This is a genomic window from Tsukamurella sp. 8F, assembly GCF_029167375.1.
In the GTDB taxonomy this organism is placed as follows: domain Bacteria; phylum Actinomycetota; class Actinomycetes; order Mycobacteriales; family Mycobacteriaceae; genus Tsukamurella.
This window is the reverse complement of sequence record NZ_JARFTP010000022.1, coordinates 28,182-49,630: the sequence shown is the minus strand read 5'-3', so window position 1 is coordinate 49,630 and position 21,449 is coordinate 28,182. Positions and strand designations below refer to the sequence as shown.

The 21,449-nt window shown below is 71.8% G+C and carries 5 protein-coding genes; 4 read left to right on the top strand and 1 reads right to left on the bottom strand.

What is annotated here, in order from left to right; all coding sequences use genetic code 11:
- Positions 1 to 174: 174 nt before the first annotated feature.
- Genes P0W64_RS16210 through ccrA form a run of 4 tightly spaced genes read left to right on the top strand, consistent with a single transcriptional unit; the run spans position 175 to position 19,998 of the window.
- Positions 175 to 15,612, top strand: a complete 15,438-nt coding sequence (locus tag P0W64_RS16210) for a type I polyketide synthase (RefSeq protein ID WP_275481192.1) — start codon at positions 175 to 177, stop codon at positions 15,610 to 15,612.
- Positions 15,609 to 17,750 carry a thioester reductase domain-containing protein gene (locus P0W64_RS16205; protein WP_275481191.1) on the top strand — a complete coding sequence of 714 codons (2,142 nt, stop codon included), beginning with the start codon at positions 15,609 to 15,611 and terminating at the stop codon, positions 17,748 to 17,750. The genes P0W64_RS16210 and P0W64_RS16205 overlap by 4 nt, the downstream gene beginning before the upstream one ends.
- Positions 17,747 to 18,790, top strand: coding sequence for an alpha/beta fold hydrolase (locus tag P0W64_RS16200; RefSeq protein WP_275481190.1), 1,044 nt, complete (start codon positions 17,747 to 17,749; stop codon positions 18,788 to 18,790). The genes P0W64_RS16205 and P0W64_RS16200 overlap by 4 nt, the downstream gene beginning before the upstream one ends.
- Positions 18,787 to 19,998, top strand: a complete 1,212-nt coding sequence (ccrA, locus tag P0W64_RS16195; protein ID WP_275481189.1) for a crotonyl-CoA carboxylase/reductase — start codon at positions 18,787 to 18,789, stop codon at positions 19,996 to 19,998. The genes P0W64_RS16200 and ccrA overlap by 4 nt, the downstream gene beginning before the upstream one ends.
- Here the strand turns inward: ccrA and P0W64_RS16190 are convergent.
- Entirely contained in the window at positions 19,985 to 21,427 is a 1,443-nt protein-coding gene (locus P0W64_RS16190) for an MFS transporter (RefSeq protein WP_275481188.1), read from the bottom strand. The genes ccrA and P0W64_RS16190 overlap by 14 nt on opposite strands.
- Between the last annotated feature and the right edge of the window lie 22 nt (positions 21,428 to 21,449).

The window sequence follows — 21,449 nt, the reverse complement described above, 5'->3', positions numbered from 1 at the left end:
CGTTAGACGCTACAGGGGAGTAACACGATCGGTCCGGGTGCCGAATAACCATTGCGGGAGTAGCGTGGGTTCGACCGGGCGACGCCGGGGGCCGCGGTATTCGCGCCGGGGAGAGTGGAACAGGTGCGATGCCCCGTGGTGGGAAAGGCGTTTTTTCTCTGGTGGGGAGGACCGATGGATTCCAGATCGATTCTGCACGCGGCGGACCGATGGATCGAAGAGCGGCCGGACACCGTCGCATTCCGGTACCTGCGGACGGGTGATATCGGAGGGGGGACCGACGAGCTCACCTTCGCCGATCTGGGTGCACACGCGGGTGCGGTGACGGAACGCCTGCGCGCCGCCGGCCTAGCGGGGAGCCGGGTCCTACTGCTGTATCCGCCGGGTCTGGACTTCGTCGCGGGATTCCTCGGCACACTCGGCGCGCCTGCCGTCGCCGTGCCGGCTCCGATCCCCGGGCCGCATGAGCTGGACCGCGCCGTGCGGCGCCTACGGGCGATCGCCGCCGATGCGGGTGTCCGCGCCGTCCTCACCACCCGTTTCGTCGCCGACGCCCTCGCGGCCGCGACATCGGCCGTCCCCGAGCTCGCGGCCGTGCCGTGGGTGTGCACCGACGAGTTGGATCCCGGCGAGTGGGCGGCGCCGACCGCCGGACCGGACGATCTCGCCTTCATCCAGTACACCTCCGGTTCGACGAGCGCGCCCAAGGGCGTGCTCGTGGGACACGGGAACCTGATGGCCCAGGAGGAGGCGCTGGCGCGCGAGGGCGGCCACGATCAGGCCTTCATAGCCTCACTGCCGGGCGTGCTGCACGTCAGCTGGCTGCCGATGTTCCACGACATGGGCCTCATTGCGCCGCTGCTCGGCACCGTGTACTCGGGTGCGGAGTGCGTACTCATGTCGCCACTGCACTTCCTGGAGGACCCCGCCCGCTGGCTGCGCGCTATCGACCACTTCGGCGCGTGGGTCTCGGGAGGCCCGAACTTCGCGTACGAGATCACTGCGCGCCGGTCGGCCGGGCTGGCGGGTGACGTCGATCTGAGCCGGTGGCAGGTGGCGTTCAACGGCTCGGAGCCCCTGCGCGCGGCGACGCTGGAGAAGTTCGCGCGAGTCTTCGAGCCGTCGGGGTTCCGTCCCGAGATCGTGAGCCCCCTATACGGTCTCGCGGAGTCGACCCTCGCGATCACGGGCAACCGCAATACCGAGCCGCCGCGCGTAGCCGAAGTCGCGGGTGCCCCGCGCGTGTCGTGTGGCCGACCGCTGCACGGCTACGACGTCCGCATCGTGGATCCCGAAACCCATTGTGAGGTAACCGGATCAACCGAGGGCGAGGTCTGGGTGCGCGGCCCGAGCGTGTGCCGCGGGTACCTGGGGCATCCGCCGGGCGATACGTTCGGGGCGCGGCTCCGCACCGGTTCCGGTGAGGAGTTCCTACGGACGGGGGACCTGGGCGCGTTCGTCGACGGTGAGCTGTACGTGACGGGCCGCCGGAAGGATCTGGTGATCATCGACGGCGTGAACCACCATCCGCAGGACCTGGAACTCGCGGTCGAATCGGCGCATCCGGCAGTGCGCGGTGGCTGCGTCATCGTGTTCGCGGTGGACAGCGGGGAGGGCGAGCAGGCCGTCGCGGTGGCCGAGGTGCGCGCTGGAGCGATATCCGCCGAGGTCCGTGCCGCGGTGACTGCGCGCGTAGCCCGCGACTGCGGGGTGGCGCTCGCGGACGTCGCTCTGATCCCGCCGCGCACCATCCCGAAGACGAGCAGCGGGAAGCTGCAGCGCCGCGCGTGTCGAGACGACTACCTGGCGGGCAGACTATCGGTCCCGGAACCCCCACCGGCTCCCGAATCCCTTCCGATCCTGGAACCTGCTGTGCCCCAGCCCGGTCCGCTGGACGTCGCCGCAGTGGTGCGGCGCTCGCTGGCGTCGGCGCTGGGTGTCGATCCGGACTCGATCGTGGACGATCGCCCTTTCGCCGAGTTCGGTCTGGGCTCACGGCAACTCGTGGAGTTGGCGGTAAGGGTCGGTACCGGACTGGAGCGCGTGGTGCCCGCGAGCCTGGTGTTCGAGTATCCGACGGTGGCCGCTCTTGCGGGGGCGTTGGGCGGGGCGTCCGACGTGGAGTCCGCTCCGGGTGCGGTGCCTCATCGGGCGACGCCTGGGGAACGAGATGCGGCGGAGCCGATCGCGGTGATCGGTATGGCCTGCCGGTTGCCCGGGGCGGACACCCCGGAACAACTGTGGGACCTGGTGGAGAGCGGGGGAACTGCGATCCGCGATGTCCCGCCCGGGAGGTGGCGTGTCGACGACCCGTACGACCCGGATCGCGCTGCGCCGGGCCGGGCCTACACCGTCGCGGGCGGGTTCTTGGGCGATGTCTACGGATTCGACGCAGCGCTGTTCGGCATCGGCCCGCGTGAGGCCGCGGCCATGGACCCGCAGCACCGCGTGTTCCTCCAGACAGCGTACGAGGCGCTGGAGCGGTCGGGGATCGACCCGTCGAGCCTTGCCGGTAGCGACGTCGGCGTGTACCTGGGAATGTACGGCGACGGCTACGGAGCGGACCTCGCGCCCGACCAGCTCGACGGGCACGTCGGCACGGGCTCGGCGGGAAGCGTTGCAGCCGGACGGCTCTCGTATCTCCTGGGCGTGACGGGACCGGCGCTCACGGTCGACACCGCCTGCTCGAGCTCGCTCGTCGCCACGCATCTCGCGATGTCGGCGCTGCGGTCGGGGGAGTGCTCGGCCGCGATCGTGGGCGGCGTGAGCCTGCTGCTGGATGCGCGTACTCACATCGAGTTCTCCAAGCTCGGGGCGCTGTCCCCGTCCGGCGGGTGCCACCCGTTCGGTGCGGCGGCAGACGGCACCGTCTGGGGCGAGGGGTGCGCGGTCGTGGTGGTGAAACCCCTTGCGGCCGCCCAGGCCGACGGCGATCGAGTGCTGGCCGTGCTGCGTGGCTCGGCCGTCAACCAGGACGGCCGGAGTCAGGGGCTCAGCGCCCCGAACGGACGGGCGCAGGAGGCGGTGATCGGAGCCGCGCTGCGGGCCGCGGGCGTGCGGCCGGGCGACATCGGCTACGTCGAGACCCATGGGACCGCGACGCCACTGGGCGACCCGATAGAGGCGCGCGCCCTGGCCCGCGTTCACGCGGGCCGCGAGCGGCCGCTAGTACTGGGCGCTCTCAAGGCGACCATCGGGCACACCGGGGCGGCGGCAGGGGTCGCGGGGCTCATCGAGGCCGTACAGGCCCTGCGGTCCGGCGTGCGCCCGGGGACGCCGGACTCCGAGCATCCGACGCGCGAGATCGACTGGGCCGAGGCTCCGCTCGCCTTGAGCCGGGCGCCCTGGCCGGACGGCGTCCGGCGTGCCGGTGTGAGCGCGTTCGGGGTGTCCGGCACCAACGCCCATGTGGTGCTCGAACAGGCACCGGCCGCCGAGCTCGAACAGGCACCGCACACCGCCGTGCCCGCCGGGCCCGATCCGGTGGCGGACGTACTGCCACTCTCTGCCGCCACCGAGGACTCGCTACGGCGGCGGGCGCGCGACCTGATCGGGGCCGAAGCGCCGGTGGCGCAGATGCTTCGGACGCTGGGTCCCCGTCGTGCGCACCACCGCTTCCGGGCCGCGGTGATCGGGTCCGACGTGGGCGGCGGGTTGTCTGCGCTGGCATCGGGGGTCGCCTCGCCCCACCTCGTCACGGGCGAGCCGGTACCGGCCGGCCGGCTCGCGTTCGTGTGCGCGGGTCAGGGCGGGCAGTGGGCCGGAATGGGACGTGATCTGCTCGGATCGAATGCCTTCCGTGCGGAGTTGGAACGCTGCGATGCCGCACTGGCACCGCTCACGGGCTGGTCCGTCGTCGAGCGGCTGCGCACGTCGGCGGACGTCACCCGGGAGGATGTGCTGCAACCGCTGCTGTTCTCGGTGATGGTCTCGCTGGCTGCGCTGTGGCGGGAACGCGGCGTCGTTCCGGACGCGGTGGTCGGGCACAGCCAGGGCGAGGTCGCGGCGGCATACCTCTGCGGAGCCCTGGATCTGGCTGCGGCTGCGCGCATCGTGGTGCACCGCAGTCGAGGCTGGAGTTCACTGGTGGGGTTGGGGGCCATGACCGTCGTCGGGCTCGGGGCCGAACGCGTGGAAGCAATGCTTCCCGAGGGTGTCTCGGTCGCCGTCGCCAACTCGGGCCGAGCAGTGGTGGTCACGGGTGACGTGTCCGGTGTCGAACAGCTCGAGGAACGCCTCGACGCCGACGGGGTCTTCCATCGCCGCCTCGCGGCCGGGACTGCGGGCCACAGCCCGGCTGTGGAACCGTTGCGGGAGAGGCTGATCGAGCAGTTCTCGGGGGTAGCGGGATCGGCGCCGACCGCGGCCTGGTACTCGACGGTGACCGGCGGACGCAAGACCGACGCGCCCGACGCCGAGCACTGGTTCGCGAACATGCGCCGCCGCGTGCGGTTCGACGAGGCCGTCGGCGCGCTGGTCGCAGAGGGGTACACCCGATTCGTCGAGCTGAGCGCACACCCCACCCTGAGGACCGCGGTCGAGACCGTCGCGCAGGATGCGGGGCGCCGGGTGGCGGCCGTCGGGTCGCTCACGCGCGAGAGCGACGGGCCCGGGGCGCTCGACCGCGCGCTCGGGCAGCTGTACGTCTCCGGCGCCGATCTGCGCTGGGACGTCCTCGCGCCCGGGTCGGACTGGGCAGACCTGCCCACGTACCCGTTCGACGAGCGCCGCCTCATGGTGGAGACCCGCAGCGGCACACCGGAGGACATGGGCGCGCGGCCGACCGGGCATCCCCTGCTGCCGACCGCGACCGCGCTTCCGGAGGCCTCCGCGGTGGCCTTCACCGGCAGGGTGTCCACCGGGCGCAGGCCCTGGCTCGTGGACCACAGCATCGGGGCTACCGTGCTGGCGCCGGGTGCGTTGCTGCTCGATGCAGCCCTCTGCGCGGCCGACGGTCGCGGGATCACGGAGTTGGCACTCGAGACACCACTGCCGCTCAGCGCCGCCGGGATCGACGTTCAGGCGACGGTGACAGGCGACCGCGTCACCGTGCACAGCCACGGCGACGGCGACTGGGTGCGCCACGCCGAGGGGACACTCGGTGCGCCCGCCGATCCCGTGCCGGGTGAGGTGGTAGACCGTCCGGTAGACGCCCTCGACGGGGACGAGCTGTACCGGCGACTCGCTGCGGCGGGCTATGTCTACGGCCCCGCGTTCCGGGGCGTGCGGTCGGCCTGGCGCGACGGTGCGGATGCGATCGCAGACGTCGTGCTCTCGCCCGAGGTCGACGACGATGATGCCGGCTATCTGGTGCATCCCGCGCTGTTGGACGCGGCTCTGCATCCCGCGGCCCTGCTCGGCCTGCCTCGGCCTGAGGGCACCGTGTTGGTGCCCGTGGCATTCGCGGGTGCCGCCGTCCACCTCACCGGGGCGGCCGACGTGCAGGTCCGGCTGCGCAGACTTTCGGATGGTGCGATCTCGGTCGAGATCCGCACGCGGACAGGCGCCCTCGTGGCGTCGATCGCGCGTGTGACGCTCGCCGCTGTGGACCTGAGCGCACTGTCGACGGCTCGGACGGACGATCTGTACGAGCTCCAGTGGGCCGTGGCTTCGACGCCGGATGCCGGACGTCTACCCGACCGCGTGCTGAGAATCGGCGGAGCGGGGCCGGACGAGACCGCTGAGCTGGTGGCGCGCACCGCCGCCGACGTATCCGGTTGGCTGGAGCATGAGAGCGGCGTGATCGCCGTGGTCACCCGGGGAGCCGTGGCGGTGTCGGGCGGAGACGACGTCGTCGACCCGGCGGCCGCCGCGGTGCTGGGGCTGATGCGTTCGGTACAGGCGGAGTACCCGGGCCGGGTGCACCTGGTCGACATCGACGGCGATGCCGACGATGAGAGTGCCGATGCCGCTGCGAGTTCCGCGATGGCTCTGGGTGCCACCGAACTGGTATCGCGACTCGGTGTTCTCTATGTCCCGAGGGTGACGCGCGCGGCTGCCGGGATCGGCACGCCCGCGTCGGATTGGAGGCTGGAGGCCCGTCCTGGCGGCGGGCTCTCCGATGCCACCCTGCGACTGGCTCCCGACGATCCGCGGTCGTTGCGGTCCGGCGAGGTCCGCGTCCGCCTATCGGCGGCGGGCGTGAACTTCCACGACGTGGTGACCGCGATGGGCATGGTGCCCGACGACCCCGCAGCGCTCGGCGGCGAGGGTGCGGGTGTCGTGATCGAGGCGGCGGCGGACGTCGATTCGATCGCGTTGGGCGACAGGGTCTTCGGTTTGTTGCCGGCGACTGCGGGAACCGTCGCCGTGGATCACCGTGCCCTGTGCCGGATCCCGGCGGGCTGGTCGGATGCCCAGGCCGCGGCTGTTCCGGTCGCGTTCCTGACCGCCTACCTCGCGCTGCGCGACGTCGCCGGCCTCGCCCCGGGCGAGACGGTGGTGGTCCATGCGGCCACCGGCGGCGTCGGATGGGCCGCGTCGGAGCTGGGGCGACACTGGGGCGCAGACGTCTATGTCACTGCGTCCCGACAGAAGTGGGATGTGCTGCGCCGCCGAGGTTTCGAGAACGGCTCGATCGAGGACTCCCGGGTGCCCGCGCCCGATGCGCCGGACGCAGACGTGGTCGTGGGTTCACTCGCGGGAGCGTCGGTCGAGTCATCGCTGCGACGCCTGGATGCGCGACGTGGTCGCTACGTGGAGTTGGGTAAGACTGACGTCCGCGATCCCCGCGTCGTATCCGCCGACCACCCGGGCGTGGCGTATCAGGCGATCGAGTTGCCGAGTATGCCGATCGGCCGTGTGGCGCCGATCCTGCACGAGGTCGCGGAGCTCCTCGAGCAGGGCGCCATCACCGCCCCTCCGGTCGCGGCGTGGGACCTCCGACGCGCGCCGGACGCGTACCGGGCCATGGCGCGGGCACGGCACATCGGGAAGAACGTCCTCGTGGTCCCGCGCGCGCCGGATCCGAACGGCACGGTGCTCATCAGCGGCGGCACGGGCCTGGTCGGGCTGGCCGTCACCCGGCACCTCGCCGAGCGGGGGGCGCGGAACCTCCTGCTGCTGAGCCGAACCGGCGAGACGAAAGCCTCTCGCGACCTGGCGACGGAGCTTGCGGGCCGGGCGCGTGTCGATGTCGTAGCCTGCGACGTGGGCGACCCCGATGCGCTCGCCGCGGTGCTCGACGGACTCGAGAGGCCGCTCACGGCCGTCTACCACGCCGCGGGTGTTCTGGATGACGCCACCGCGCCCGAGATCGACGAGGAACAGGTGCGTGCCGTGTGTGCCCCCAAGGTCACCGGGGGGTGGAACCTGCACAGGCTGACCGCGGATCACGATATCGCGGAGTTCGTGCTGTTCTCGTCCGCCGCGAACCTACTCGGCTCGCCCGGCCAGGGCGCGTATGCCGCCGCGAATGCCGCGCTCGAGGCCCTGGCCCAGCACCGTCGGCATCTGGGGCTCCCGGGTCTCGCCGTCGGGTGGGGGCTCTGGGCCGGGGCGAGCGGTATGGGCTCGGGACTGGATGCCGCGAGCCGGGACCGCTTGGCGCGCATGCCCGTCCGTCCCATGCGCACCGACGTAGCGGTGCGGCTGCTGGATGCCGCGCGCGCGATCGGGGCGCCCTACGTCCTGGCTGCACGCCTCGACACCTCCCTGCTCGCCGAACACCTACCCGCCTTCTCGGGGTTCGCCGTTGCCCGGCGGAGGGCCGCTGAGGCATCGTCGGGGGTGGAGGCGAGGCTCGCGGGTCTGAGCGCACAGGCGCGCGTCAGGGTGGTCCACGAGACGGTGCGGCGAGTGGCCGCCGAGACCCTGGGACATGCAGGCGCCTCGGCGATCGATCCGGATGCCTCGTTCCGGGATCTCGGCTTCGACTCGCTCGGCGGGGTGGAGCTCCGGAATCGGCTGCAGCGAGAGCTCGGCGTCACGTTGCCCGCAACGATCGCGTTCGACACCCCCACACCCGCAGCTCTGGCGCAGTACGTCGCGGAGCAGCTCGGGGACGTCGCCGGGATCGATTCGATGGAGGTTGAAACCCCTGTTGCGGAACATGATCCGATCGCGATCGTCGGTGTCGGGTGTCGATACCCCGGCGGGGTGACCTCGCTCGACGACCTGTGGGACGTGGTAGCGGGGGAGCGCGACGTCATCGGGCCGTTCCCCACCGACCGCGGTTGGGACCTCGAGGCGCTCTACTCCGAGGATCCCGCGGTGCCCGGCACGACCTACACGCGTCGCGGCGGGTTCCTCGACGCGCCCGGTGACTTCGATCCGACCGTGTTCCGCATCAGCCCGCGCGAAGCCACCGCGATGGATCCGCAGCAGCGCCTCATGCTGGAGATCTCCTGGGAGGCGCTCGAGACGGCGGGCATCGCACCGGATTCACTGCGCGGCACCGACGCGGGCGTGTTCACGGGCGTGACCTACGCCGACTACGCGACGCGCGTGGCTCACGACGTGCCGCCGGAGGCGGAGCCGTTCCTCGCGGAGAGCAGCACGTTCTCCGTGGTGTCGGGACGCGTGGCGTACACCCTGGGACTCACCGGCCCGGCTCTGAGCGTCGACACCGCCTGTTCGTCGTCGCTCGTCGCGGTCCACTCGGCCGTGGGTGCGCTCCGACGCGGCGAATGCTCGCTCGCGCTCGCGGGCGGTGTCACCGTCATGGCGACGCCGGGTGCCATCGTGAGTTTCGCGCGGCAGCGAGGTCTTGCGCCCGACGGGCACTGCAAGCCGTTCGCCGACGACGCCGACGGCACGAGCTTCGGCGAGGGCGCGGGAGTGTTGGTGCTGGAACGGCTGTCGGACGCGCGTCGTCTCGGCCACCCGGTGCGCGCGGTGATCGCGGGTTCGGCGGTCAATCAGGACGGCGCGAGCAACGGGATGACCGCGCCGAGCGGCGCCGCCCAACAGCGGGTCGTTGCGGCCGCGCTCGCGGACGCCGGGTTGGCGGCCGACGACGTCGACGTCGTCGAGGCCCACGGCACGGGTACGACGTTGGGGGATCCGATCGAGGCCACCGCCCTGATCCAGGCGTACGGCGGCGGGCGCGCCGCGCCTCTCCGGATCGGCACGCTCAAGTCGAATATCGGTCACACACAGGCGGCGTCAGGCGTAGGCGGGATCCTCAAGACCGTGGCCGCGATGGAACACGGACTGATGCCACGGACGCTGCACGCGGGCTCGCCCTCCCGGCACGTCGACTGGTCGTCGGGTGCTGTCGAGGTCTTGGATCGCGCGCTGCCCTGGCGGTCCGGTGGCCGCCCGCGCCGCGCCGGGGTGTCGTCCTTCGGCATCAGCGGCACCAACGCTCACGTCATCCTCGAAGCCGCCGAGATCGCCGAGACCGCCGGGCGCGCGGCATCGCCGGGCGGCGCTGGAGCGTGGATCCTGTCGGCAGCGACCTGGGATTCCCTGCGTGCCCAGGCCGCCCGGCTCGCGGAACGGCTCCCACCTGAAGCCGACGCCGACATCGGATGGTCCCTCGCGCGGGGCAGGGCGACCCTGGGACACCGCGCAGTCCTGGAGGGCGACAGTGCCGCGCTCCGTGCCGGACTCGCCGCCCTCGCCGTGGGGACGACACATCCCGCCCTGCGGACGGGACGAGCACGCGACGGGGGCGCGGGCCCGGTGTTCGTGTTCGGCGGTCACGGAACGCAATGGGCTGGGATGGCAGAGCGGCTCCTGTCCGAGTCCGACGTGTTCGCCGACGCGGTCGACGAGTGTTCTGCAGCGCTGGAACCGCACCTGGGGTGCTCCGTCGCCGCCGCGTTGCGCGGAGACCCGGCCGGTCCGCCGGTCGGTCGGCCCGATGTCGTGCAGGGGGCGATCCTGGCGGTGGCCGCCGGGCAGGTCGCGCTCTGGGAGGCGGCCGGTGTGGTGCCGGCCGCGGTGATCGGTCACTCCCAGGGCGAGATCGCCGCCGCGTACGCCGCAGGCCGCCTCACGCTGGACGATGCCGCTTCGCTCGTCGCGAAGCGTGCGGAGGCTTTGGCCCCCTTCGCCGGTACGGGCGGGATGACGTCTGTCGGCATGGCCGCGGACCGGCTCGCGCGCACCCTCGATGAGCGCTGGCCCGGGCGCCTGGCGGTCGGTGCGGTCAACTCACCGTCCTCGACCACTGTGACCGGCGACGCGGACGCGCTCGAGGAACTCGAGGAGTGGTGCGCGGACGAGGGCTTGCGTGCCCGGCGTGTGGACATCGGATTCCCTGCGCACTCGCCACGGATCGCCCTGTATCGCAGCGAGTTCGAGGCGAAGCTCGACGTTCCTGTCGCGCCCGGCGGCCTTCCCGTGTACTCGACCGTGACGGGCGGCCTGCTCGGTCCTGCACCCCGAGACCATTGGGCGCGCAATGCAGTCGACCCGGTGCGGTTCGACGATGCCGTGCGGGCCGCGATAACAGACGGCTACACAGACTTCGTGGAGATCGGCGGGCGCCCCGTGCTCGCGGGTGCACTGGACGAGCTGGCGGCAGAGTTCGTCACCGCGACGGCGGGACGTGCCCGCCCCGGGCTCGACGGTATCCGTCACGCCGCCGCTGGACTCTGGCTGCGCGGCACGCGAATCGACTGGGCGGCACTGCACCCCGGCGGACATCGCGTGGACCTTCCGACCTACGCGTTCGACCGCCGGCGGTACTGGCTGCACGCCCGCGTAGGTCCCGCTGTATTCGTGACACCGCCCGGCGTCGACGCGCTACGCCATCCGATCCTGAATCAATACGTACCGCAACCGGAATCGCGAACCCTGGTGCTGGGCGCGCTGCCTGCGCCGGCCGGGTCGTGGCTCGGCGACCACCGGATCGGCGGACGTGTGATCCTGCCCGGCGCGGTGACGATGGAGTGCGCTGCGGTCGCGGCCCGGAAATCCGGGCTCGAGATCGGGGAGTTGGTTCTCACGGCACCGTTCGAGATCGGCGAGGGGACGACCCCGGTGCAGGTCCAGATCGGGCCCGGGGTAGTCGCCGTGCATGCCTGCGGAACGGAGTGGGTGAAGGTGGCCGAGGGCCGTACGGAGGCTGCCCGCCCGCGCCGCGAAGCGGCGCTCGACTGGCCGCCTGCGGGCGACGAGATCGACTGCGCCGGCGTCTATGGGAACCTCGCGGCGGGCGGATTCGAATACGGGCCCGCCTACCGTGCACTGAAGCGCGCGTGGCGGAACGGCGACACGCTGTCTGTGGAGGTGGCGCTGCCGCCGGAGGAGGTGGCGAGGGCACGTGCTCACCTGCTGCACCCGGTCCTGCTGGACGCGGCCGCACACGCGCTCGCGATGGCCGAGCCCGGCCGCATGGGAATGCCCTTCGCATGGAACGGGATCCGACTGTACCGGCCGGGAGCAACCGCTCTGCGGGTGCGGCTCACCCGTATCGGGCCGGACACACTCGCCGTCGCCGCCGACGACCTCGACGGCAATCCGGTGCTCGACATCGACGCGCTGACGATGCGGCCACTGCCCGGCCGCACCTCGCGGTCGGGGGCGGTCGAAGCCGCGTTGCTCAGCCTACGCTGGCACGAGACCCACACCACCACAGTCGCTCACGCGGCAACAGTCCTCGACGTGCCGCGTGGCGGCGACGCCGTTGCGGCGGTCACGGCGTTCGCACCCCGGCTCGCGCGGGCATGTTCCGGGCCCGGTGACGTGCTCGTGTGCGTTCCCGCGGCGCCGTCGACGGACGGCTCGCCCCGTCTGGATGCGGCGGGAGCCGCGATCACCGGCCTGGTACGTGCGGCCGCGTGGGAGTATCCGGGCCGGATCCGGCTGCTGCACACGGACGCCGAGCCGGACGCCGGGGCGGCACCCGACTTGGCGGAGGCCGCGGTCTTCGACGGTACTGTGCGCACACCGCGCCTCGCAGTCGCTCCCGGATCAGCCGGTGCGCTACCGGTGTTGGCGGATGGAACCACCGTGGTGACGGGTGCCGGAAGTCCGATCGCGGCGGTGGTGGCCCGCCACCTGGTACGCGAGTACGGCTCGCGCCGCGTCCTGCTGCTCGGTCGTCGTGGCGAGGCCGCTCCGGGCACCGCCGAGACGCTGACCGAGCTGGCGGAGCTCGGGGCCGACGCGGCGGCGCGCGCGTGCGATGTGACCGACGAGGCCGCTGTCCGCGCGGCGCTCGCGGGAGAGCACATCGTGGCCGTCGTGCATGCTGCGGGCGTCGTAGACGATGCGCTACTCCCCGATGTGGGAGGGCAACAGGTATCGGATGTGTTGCGGCCCAAGATCGACGGTGCTGCGGTGCTCGACCGTGTGACCGCAGCGGACCCGCCTACGCTGTTCGCCGTCTTCTCGTCCCTCGCGGGGGTCACCGGAGCGCCGGGGCAGGGCGTCTACGCCGCGGCGAACTCCGCACTCGATGCGTTCGCGCGCGAGCGGGCAGCGGCGGGTCGCCCGACGGTGTCGGTGCAGTGGGGAGCCTGGGGTACAGGAATGGCGGAACGCGCGCCGGGAAACGCGGCCGCGCGCATGCGGGCGGCGGGCCTCGTGCCACTCGACGCGGACGTCGCCATGACGCTCTTCGATGCCGCCGTGGGGCGAGCGGCCGACGGTGACCCGGCGGTCGCCGCCGCACGGTGGAATCCCGATGCGCTGCCACCGCATCCGATGCTGGCCTGGCTCCGCGCCGACTCGGTGGCGGCCGACGGTGTGCCCGTGACGACGTCCGGCGGCCCGCGGACCGAGGACGAACTCGTGGAGCTCGTGCGCGACCATGTGGCACGGGTCGCGGGTAGCGCACCGTCTGCGGTGGACGACGACACGTTGTTACCGGAGTACGGCTTCGACTCGCTGATGACCGTGGAGTTGCGGAACACGCTGCGTGCCGAGACGGGCGTGGACCTCCCGGTGTCGGAGGTGTTCGCCGAACCGACCGTCGCCGGACTGGCGCGGCTGATCGGCGCGAGCGCCGCCGTGGAACAGGAGCGGTCGACGGGAGGCGGGGAGATCCCGGCGAGCGGCGACGTCGTGCGTCTGCTGCGGGCGGGGCGTGGTCTGCCGCCGGCGACCCACGCGCTCGCACTCGCGGTCGCTGCGCCGGCCGGCACGACGCTGGACGGTGTGCGCGTGGCCCTTGCCACGGTCGCCGGGCGGCACCCGATCCTGCGTGCCGGGCTGCCGACGGGCGCCGACGGCACCGTGCGCGTGGCGCTGAGCGGAGAGCCACCGGCGGCCGACGCGACCCGCATGCCGGACGTCGATGTCGCGAGTCTCGAAGCGGCGGCGCGCGATCTGCTCGCCGAACCCTTCGACATCGACCGCGGGCCGCTGTGGCGGCTGCGCCTGGTGTCCGGTGCGGACGGGGCCTGTGCCGTGGTGCTCGGCGCGCACCACGCCGTATCGGACGTTCCGTCCCTGATCACGGTGGGCGGCGAGATCCATGCGGTGCTCACGGGTACCGAGCTGGGCGACGCCGGCGAGGCAGCGTCGCGGGATCTCGCGGCGCTCCGCGCGCCCGCGATTCCCGTTGCCGCGCGTGGCGGGTTCGACGATGTGGAGCGCCTCGCTCTCCCGGTCGCCGGGGAGCGCCGATACGGCGAAGGCCTCGTCATCGTCGACATCCCGGCACCGGCGGTGGTAGACGCCCGCGCTCGCGAGCTGGGCGTCACACCCGCGGCGGTGTACTTCGCCGCCGCGATCGCTCATCTCGGACGCGTCAGTGGTACAACGAGGTTCGCGGTGGCGGTACCGGTCGACACGCGCCTGCACAGGGGTGCGGAGGGTGCGGTCGGGTTCCATTCCGTTCCCGTGCCCGTCGCGGTACGCCACGACTGCGCCGAACCGGCCGACGACGCCGTGCGCCGCGCGGCGCGGTCCCTCCGCGACCTGTTCGACGGTCGCGGGGTGGTGGGAGACCTGCCTGTCCTGGCGAAGCGTCTGCATCGCGCGGGGCAGCCGCTGCTGCAGGCGTACTTCAGCCACCTCACGGTGCCGGGGTCGTCCGCGGCGCAGGCGCGACCGGTGCCCTCGGGCGCGGTCGACCTGGATGTGATGTATACCGTCGTCGCCGACCCGGCCGTGGACTCCGCGAGGGTGTTCCTGACGTACTCGACGGATGTGTTCGACGACCGCGGCGCGCATGATTTCGCCGCCGGATACCTCGACGCTCTTCGCGCAACCGTGACGCCCGTCATGCGCGCGGTGGTCGCGGGTGCGTTCAGCCTCGGCGACCTACCCGGGCTGTGCCGCATCGCGTGGGCAGCGGGTGGGCCGGCACATCGCGTGGACCAGGTACCGCACACGGACCTGGATGCGACGCTCCTGAATCCTCGCCTACGTGACGAACGCCCGGAGGCGGTGGTGCTGCTCGTCCGAGGTAGCGATGCTCCGGACACCGACGGGTTCGCCACGGGCGTTGCCGATCTCGCACGCACATCGGCTGTGCTCGTCGTCGTTCCGCCGAGTCCTCCGGGATCGCCCGCCGGATGCGATGCTCGGCTGGCCGATGCGGTGCGGGCGCTCCCAGGCGTCGGAGTGCTGGACCGCCTGACCGATGACGATGTGCACGACGGCGCGACCGAGCGGCTCGCGGGCCTGCCGTACACGCGGCGCTTCCAGGCGACGCTGGCGCTCGCAATCGCCCGCGCACTGCGCTCCGCCCTGGCGCCGCGCCCGAAGGTGATCGCGGTGGACGGTGATGGGACCCTGTGGGACGGTGTCGCCGGCGAGATAGGGCCGGACGGTGTGGGATTCGGACCCGGCCGCGTCGCGCTCGCCGAGCGGCTCCGGCAATGGCGCGACGCGGGAACCCATCTCGTGTTGGTGAGCAACAACGACTCCGACACGGTGGAGGCCGTGCTGAGCCGCACCGAGAGCCCGCTGGGGCCGGGTGATTTCGCTGTCGTGGACGCCGGTTGGGGACCGAAGGCGGAGCGTCTTGCCGCGGCCGCCGCCAGCCTCGGTGCGGCCATGGATGCGGTCGTGTTCCTGGACGACGATCCGGTGCAGATCGCACGGGTCGCCGAGGCCCTGCCCGAGGTGCGTGCCGTCCGGCTCCCGCAGGAGGGGATCGAGGCCTTCGTCGCGGGGTTGTGGCCCCTGCGACCGGCGGCCGCCACCGACGAGGACAGGCGCCGCGCGGGCTACCGGCGGGCCGACGAACGTCGCGCACTGGCGCAGGCGACGCAGGGGTTCGAGGAGTTCCTGTCCGGCCTGGGGCTCGAGGTGGACATCGCGCCGCTGACAGCGAGCGATCGCGATCGCGCCGAGCAGATCGTCGCGCGCACAACCCAGTTCGTGCTCGGCCGAGCTCGGCCGGCGGACGTCGCGCGATGGGTCGCCGACGGCGAAGTGTATGTGGTGACTGCACGTGACCGTTTCGGCGACCACGGCCGGGCAGGCCTGCTCGCTCTGCGTCGGGACGGGGACGTACTGGTGGTCCGAGCCTGGCACATGAGTTGCCGTACCCTCGGTCGCGGTGCCGAGGAGCAGGTGCTCGCCTGGGTCGCGGACCGAGCCGACGAGATGCGTTGTACGGCGGTGCGGTTCGCGCTGGAACCCACGGACCGAAACGAGCCGGCGCGCAGGTTCGTTGCGGCGCTCACGGGTGCCGAGCCGCCCGATGATTCCGTTACCAGCCCGGAACGCCTGCGCACCTTCCGATCCTGGAGGACCGAATGACGGAACCCGAGATGACCGTGGACGAACTGCTGGCCCTCGCCGACGGCACGCGGCCGGAACCGGCTGACCCGAGTGGGTCTCCGCGGGTGGTGGGGATGGATCCGGCGGGGATCGAGGCTGCTCTCATCCGCGCCGCCGGGCGGATGGCGGCTAGGCCGGTCGGCTCCGACACAGACCTGTTCGACGCCGGTCTCACGTCCGCACAGGCCGTGGAGCTGGTGGCCGAGCTCGAACACGAGCTCGGTTCCGAGCTGGATCTCGGGGCGGTGTTCGCAGATCCGCGACCTTCGGCGATCGCCCGTGCCGTGGGCTCGCCCGGTGAGAGCGCGGGTGATGAGCTCGCCCTCGTCCGCGCCGATCTCCGGCGGGCCGACGAGCTGCCCTTCGTCGGCCCACCACGCACGGACGAGCCGCGATGTCTGCTGCTCACCGGGGCCACGGGCTTCGTCGGTGTGCACGTCCTCGCCGAGCTGCTGCGGCGCAGCGACGCCCACGTGGTGTGCCTCGCCCGGGCGGCAGACGACGCCGCGGCGCTGGCCCGGATCGCTACGGCCGCAAAAGAGTACGGAGTGCCGTGGAACACCGAGGTCCGCCGCAGGGTGACCGCGGTGGCGGGCGACCTCGCGGCGCCGCGACTCGGGCTCGACGATGTGCGCTGGCAGGCGCTGGCCGCGGAGGTCGACGGCGTCGTGAGCGTCGGCGCGGAGGTGGACTTCGTCCGCGGGTACCGGTCACTCGGGGGTGCGAACGTCGCGGGCCCACTCTCTCTCGCGGAGCTCGCATCCGTCGGACCCGTTCCATTGCACCATGTCTCGTCTCTGGGCGCGTTCAACCAGATCGGCATCGAGGCGATGGACGAGGACGGCCCGCTGGCCCGTGTCGATCGGCTCGGCTCGGGCTACGACCGGAGCAAGTGGGCTTCCGATGTGGCGCTCCAGCGCGCCCGCGACCACGGTCTCGTCGTGACCTTGTTGCGGCCCGGCGGTATCGGGGGAAACCGGTCGACCGGCGCTCACAACGCGCACGACCTCAGCAGTGCGATCACTGCGGCGCTCACGCGGTACCGCACGATCCCCGCATTCCGCTGTCTCAACACGGCTCCGGTGGACTGGGTGGCGCGTCTGACTGCAGCAGCCGTCCTGGATCCCGGCTCATGGGGCGGGAACTACCATCTCGTCGGCGAACCGGTGACCCTCGACGATCTCGTGCGCGGGCTCACTCTCGCGGGCATGGCGCCCACGGTCCAGCCGTGGGACGAGTGGAGGTCGGGGATCCTCGAGCGCATCGACGGTGTCGCCGAACTGGCCTTCCTGGCGACGATGCTGCGCTCGCCGTCCGCGTGCGCACTCGCGCAGGCGTCCCTCTCCGTCCCCGCGGCGGGTACGGCGAGGGCGCGGGAACTCGCCGTTCGCCACGGGATCGAGCCGGCGCCGGGGTTCGACGTCTCTGCGCAGCTCAGGACCCTGACGGCGATGGACCGAACGGGGCTCGCGCGCCTGCCCGGTCGGGACAGCACGCCCCACGTGGCTTTCGACGAGACCCTGACGGGTGCCGTCGATTCACGCCCGTGCACGATCGCACTGACCCTCTCGGCGGCAGGCATGCATCAGTTGCTCACCGAACGCCGCCTCGACGTTCGGGGGACCGTGGAATGCGATCTCCTACCGGGTGGCGCGCTCACCGTTTCGGGCGATCTCGTGATCCGGCCGGATGGCGGCGTCCCGGTCGACGCAGCGGAGCTGCGGCATCCGCTCATGGAGTACCGTCTCGCGGGTACCGACGGAACGGGTACGGACTGGACGGTCGTCGCGCACAAGACGGCGCGCCTCGGGCGCGATATCGCGAGTCAGACTCGCACTGCCACAGTGGAACTCACGTCGGCCGCCGAGGCGTACAGCGGCACCGTCTCCTTCGCCCCGCGCGACTACCTGCGCGACGGTGTAGACGGCCTGCGCATCGACCCCGCGCTGTCCGCACGAGAGCGCCGGCAGGCGAAGGCGGTGTGGTTCGCGTGGTTCGGGGGCCAGGTCGGGCGTGGACTCCTCCAGCCGGCGCTGCGGGCGTTCGCCGAGTTGTGGGACCTCCGGGGCGCGCGCGACGATGGCGGATCGAGGCAGTGGCAGAGGGGGCTCCGATGAGCGCCGTCGAGTTCGAGGAGCTCGAGCTGACCGCCGACGACGGTGTACGTCTCGCTCTCCGGCACGTGATCGGTGGCTCGGCCGAGGGTCCGGTGGCACTGCTGCTGCACGGTCACGGCGTGTCCTCCGACATGTTCGCCACAGAAGAGACCCGGAATTTGGCCGAGGTGTTGCGCGATAACGGGATCGACACCTACGCCCTCGACTGGCGAGGTAGCTGCCGACTGCCGTACAACGAGCGAGGGCCGCGGTTCACGTACGACCACGTGGCCGCGTTCGATATTCCGGCCGCGGTGCGCACCGTCCGCGAGCGCACGGGCGGCCGCCCCCTGTACGTGATCGCGCACTGCATCGGGGCGCTCGCCCTCGGTGCGTCGCTGACAGCAGGGCTCGTGCCAGGCCTGGCGGGCGTCGTCGCCCACGGCGTCTTCCTAACGCCGCGGATGTCGGCGACGGCACGGATGCGTCTCGGTGTGGGGGCGGAACTCCTGCGGCGTGCCGGACCCATACCGACGGACTTCCGTGCGGTCGGCCTGTTCTCACGCCGCACACCGCTGTTCGCGGCACTCACCGTCGGCGCCGGCCGTTGCCCTGATCCCACCTGCCGCATCGTGCACAACGCGTGGGGTGCCGGCGGTGAGCTGTTCCTGCACGACAACCTGCATCCGGCGACGCACCGGCGGCTGGCCGATCTCGCCGGTCCCATCCCGACGTGGACGCTGCCGCATCTGCGTCGTGCCGAACTGGCCCACACCATGGTGCGTTTCGATGATCGGGACGCGCGCTTCGCTGCACTACCCGCATCCGCTGTCGAGTCGGCCGACAGGATCGACTGTCCCGTGATGCTTCTCGCAGGCAGCGAGAATCGCTTCTGGTACGACTCCAACGCGCTGTGTGCCGATGTGCTCGCCCACCGGGCCTCATCGCTCGACGTCCGTTACAGGGAGATCCCCGGCTACGGGCACCTGGACGCATTCCTGGGCCGCGGCGCGGCGATCGACGTGTTCGGGCACATTCTGGAATTCCTGGAGGAGACATGAGGCTCGCCGAGACCGACCAGCCGATAGACGTCGGTACGGTTCCGGACGAGATGTACGCGTCCGTCGTCCGGCCCGCTCGCTATGGGGAGCCGAAGAACGCGTTCGCAACGGAGGCCGTCCCGACGCCTCGTCCCGAGCGTGGTGAGGTCCTCGTGTACGTGAAGGCCGCCGGTATCAACTACAACAACGTGTGGGCGGCCCGCGGCTATCCGCTCGACGTCGTCGGTGCCCGTGAGAAGCGCGGCGATACAACAGGGTTCCATATAGGGGGCTCGGAGGCCTCGGGGATCGTGTGGGAGGTGGGCGAAGGGGTGCGGTCCGTCGCGCCGGGCGATCACGTCGTGCTGTCTGGTTGCCGCTGGGACGAGTCGGCGGAGGACATCCGTCTGGGCGGCGACCCCATGGCCTCTGTGACGCAACGGGTCTGGGGCTATGAGGACAACTTCGGTGCGTTCGCCCAGTTCACCGTCGTCGCCGATTTCCAGTGCCACCCGAAGCCTCCCGCGCTGTCGTGGGAGGCGGCAGCCGCATACCTGCTCACCGGTGCCACCGCGTACCGGCAGTTGCGTGGCTGGGAACCGCACGTCGTGCGCCCCGGGGATCCGGTGCTCGTGTGGGGCGGTGCCGGAGGTCTCGGATCCATGGCTATCCAGCTGGTACGCGAATTCGGCGGCCGGGGGGGCGCCGTCGTCTCCAGCCCCGAGCGCGCCGAGTACTGCCGCGCGCTCGGCGCAGTAGGGACCGTCGACCGCACCGGCTACGCCCACTGGGGGCGGCTGCCCGACACCGGGGACGCGGCCTTCGCCGCCTGGGCTGCCGAGGCCAAGCGATTCGGGCGGGCCTTCTTCGATGCGCTCGGGGAGCGGCGGGCCCCGCGGATCGTCTTCGAGCACGTCGGGGAGGACACCCTGCCGACATCGTTGTTGCTATGCGACACAGCGGGAATGGTGGTGATCTGCGGCGGGACGTCAGGCTATAACGGTGATATCGATCTGCGATATCTGTGGATGAGGCAGAAGCGGCTGCAGGGCTCGCACTTCGCCGATCTCGCGGAGTGCCGTGCGATCACGGCTCTCGTGGCCGCCGGCCGCATCGATCCCTGCCTGTCCTGGACCGGCACTCTCGATGACGTCGGCGTGGGCCACCAGATGTTGGCCGATAACACCCAACCCCCGGGGAACCTCGCAGTCACCGTCAACTCCGCGTAGTCCTGTCGCCGCCTGGAAGCAGGAGCGCGAGCAGGGTGGACGCGACCCCGACGGCCGCGGCCACCACGAGCGCGATCCGGTAGCCGTGTGCCACGGCTTCGAGACCGCCGAGGTGGCTGTGACGCAGGGCGGTCGAGGAGACGGTGACCAGCACCGCGAGCCCGATCGCTCCGCCTAGTTGGCGGCTGGTGTTGAACAGGCCGGATGCGAGTCCGGCGTCTGCCGCGGCCACGCCCGCGGTCGCGGTCTCGCTTGCCGGCACCATCATGAAACCGACTCCGGCGCCGAGGACGACGGTGGGCCCGAGAACGGACGTGACGTACTCGGAGGGCACGGGGAGCAGGGACAGCCAGGCGACGCCCGCGGTCGCGACGGCCGACCCGATCACGACGACGGTACGAGCGTTGAAGCGGCCCACCGCCTTCTTCCCCGCCGCGACACCGACGACCATCGCCGCCGTCTGCGGCACCATCGCCAGGCCCGTCCGCAGCGCGCTGTATCCGTTGACCTGCTGAAGGTAGAGCGCGATGAAGAAAAGCGTCGTCGTGAGCGTGACGCCGAGGCACGCCGCGAGCCCGTTCGCGACTGCGATGCCGCGAACGCGGAAGATGTCGAGGCGGACCAGTGGCTCCGGGCGGCGCGTCTCGACGACGACGAAGGCCGTCGACAGGAATGCCGCCGCGACGAGTGCACACACGACCTGTGCCGAGCCCCAACCGGTCTCGGTAGTGGCGGACACTCCGTACACCAACGCGCCTACGCCGAGGGTCACCGTCAGCGCCCCGGGCAGGTCGATGCGTGGGTTGGTGCGCCCCGCGGGGCGCCCGACGAGGCATACGGCCGTCGCGACCAGGAGTGCGGCGCCGATGGGGAGGTTGACCAGCAGTACCCACCGCCACGAGAGTTCAGACGTGAGGACCCCGCCGAGGACGAGGCCGATGGCCCCTCCGCACACCGTGCTCGAGCTCCAGATGGCGAGCGCTCGGCTGCGGGCAGGCCCTTCGGGGTGGCTCGCGGTGATGAGACTGAGGCTCGCCGGCGCCAGCGCCGCCGCCCCGGCGCCCTGAACGATCCGGGCCGCGATCAGCCAGCCGGCGTCGCCCGCGAGACCGCCGACGAGGCTCGCCAGCGTGAACACGATCAGGCCCGCCTGGAACACCCGCTTGTGCCCCAGCAGGTCTCCGCTGCGGGCCGCCAGCATGAGCAACCCGCCGAACGCGACGAGGTAGCCGTCGACCACCCATTGCTGGCCGGTTGCCGACAGCCCGAGGCCGGCCTTCATGGCGGGGAGCGCGACGTTCACGATCGTCGTGTCCAGCACGACCATGAACTGGGCGGCGGTCGCTATCGCGAGGACCATGCCCAGGGGGACGTGGGGGTGCGCCACGTGCGTGACGGACGGCTCCCGCGTGGGGGTGGGTCGTGCCATGAGCGTCTCCGATCCTTGTCGA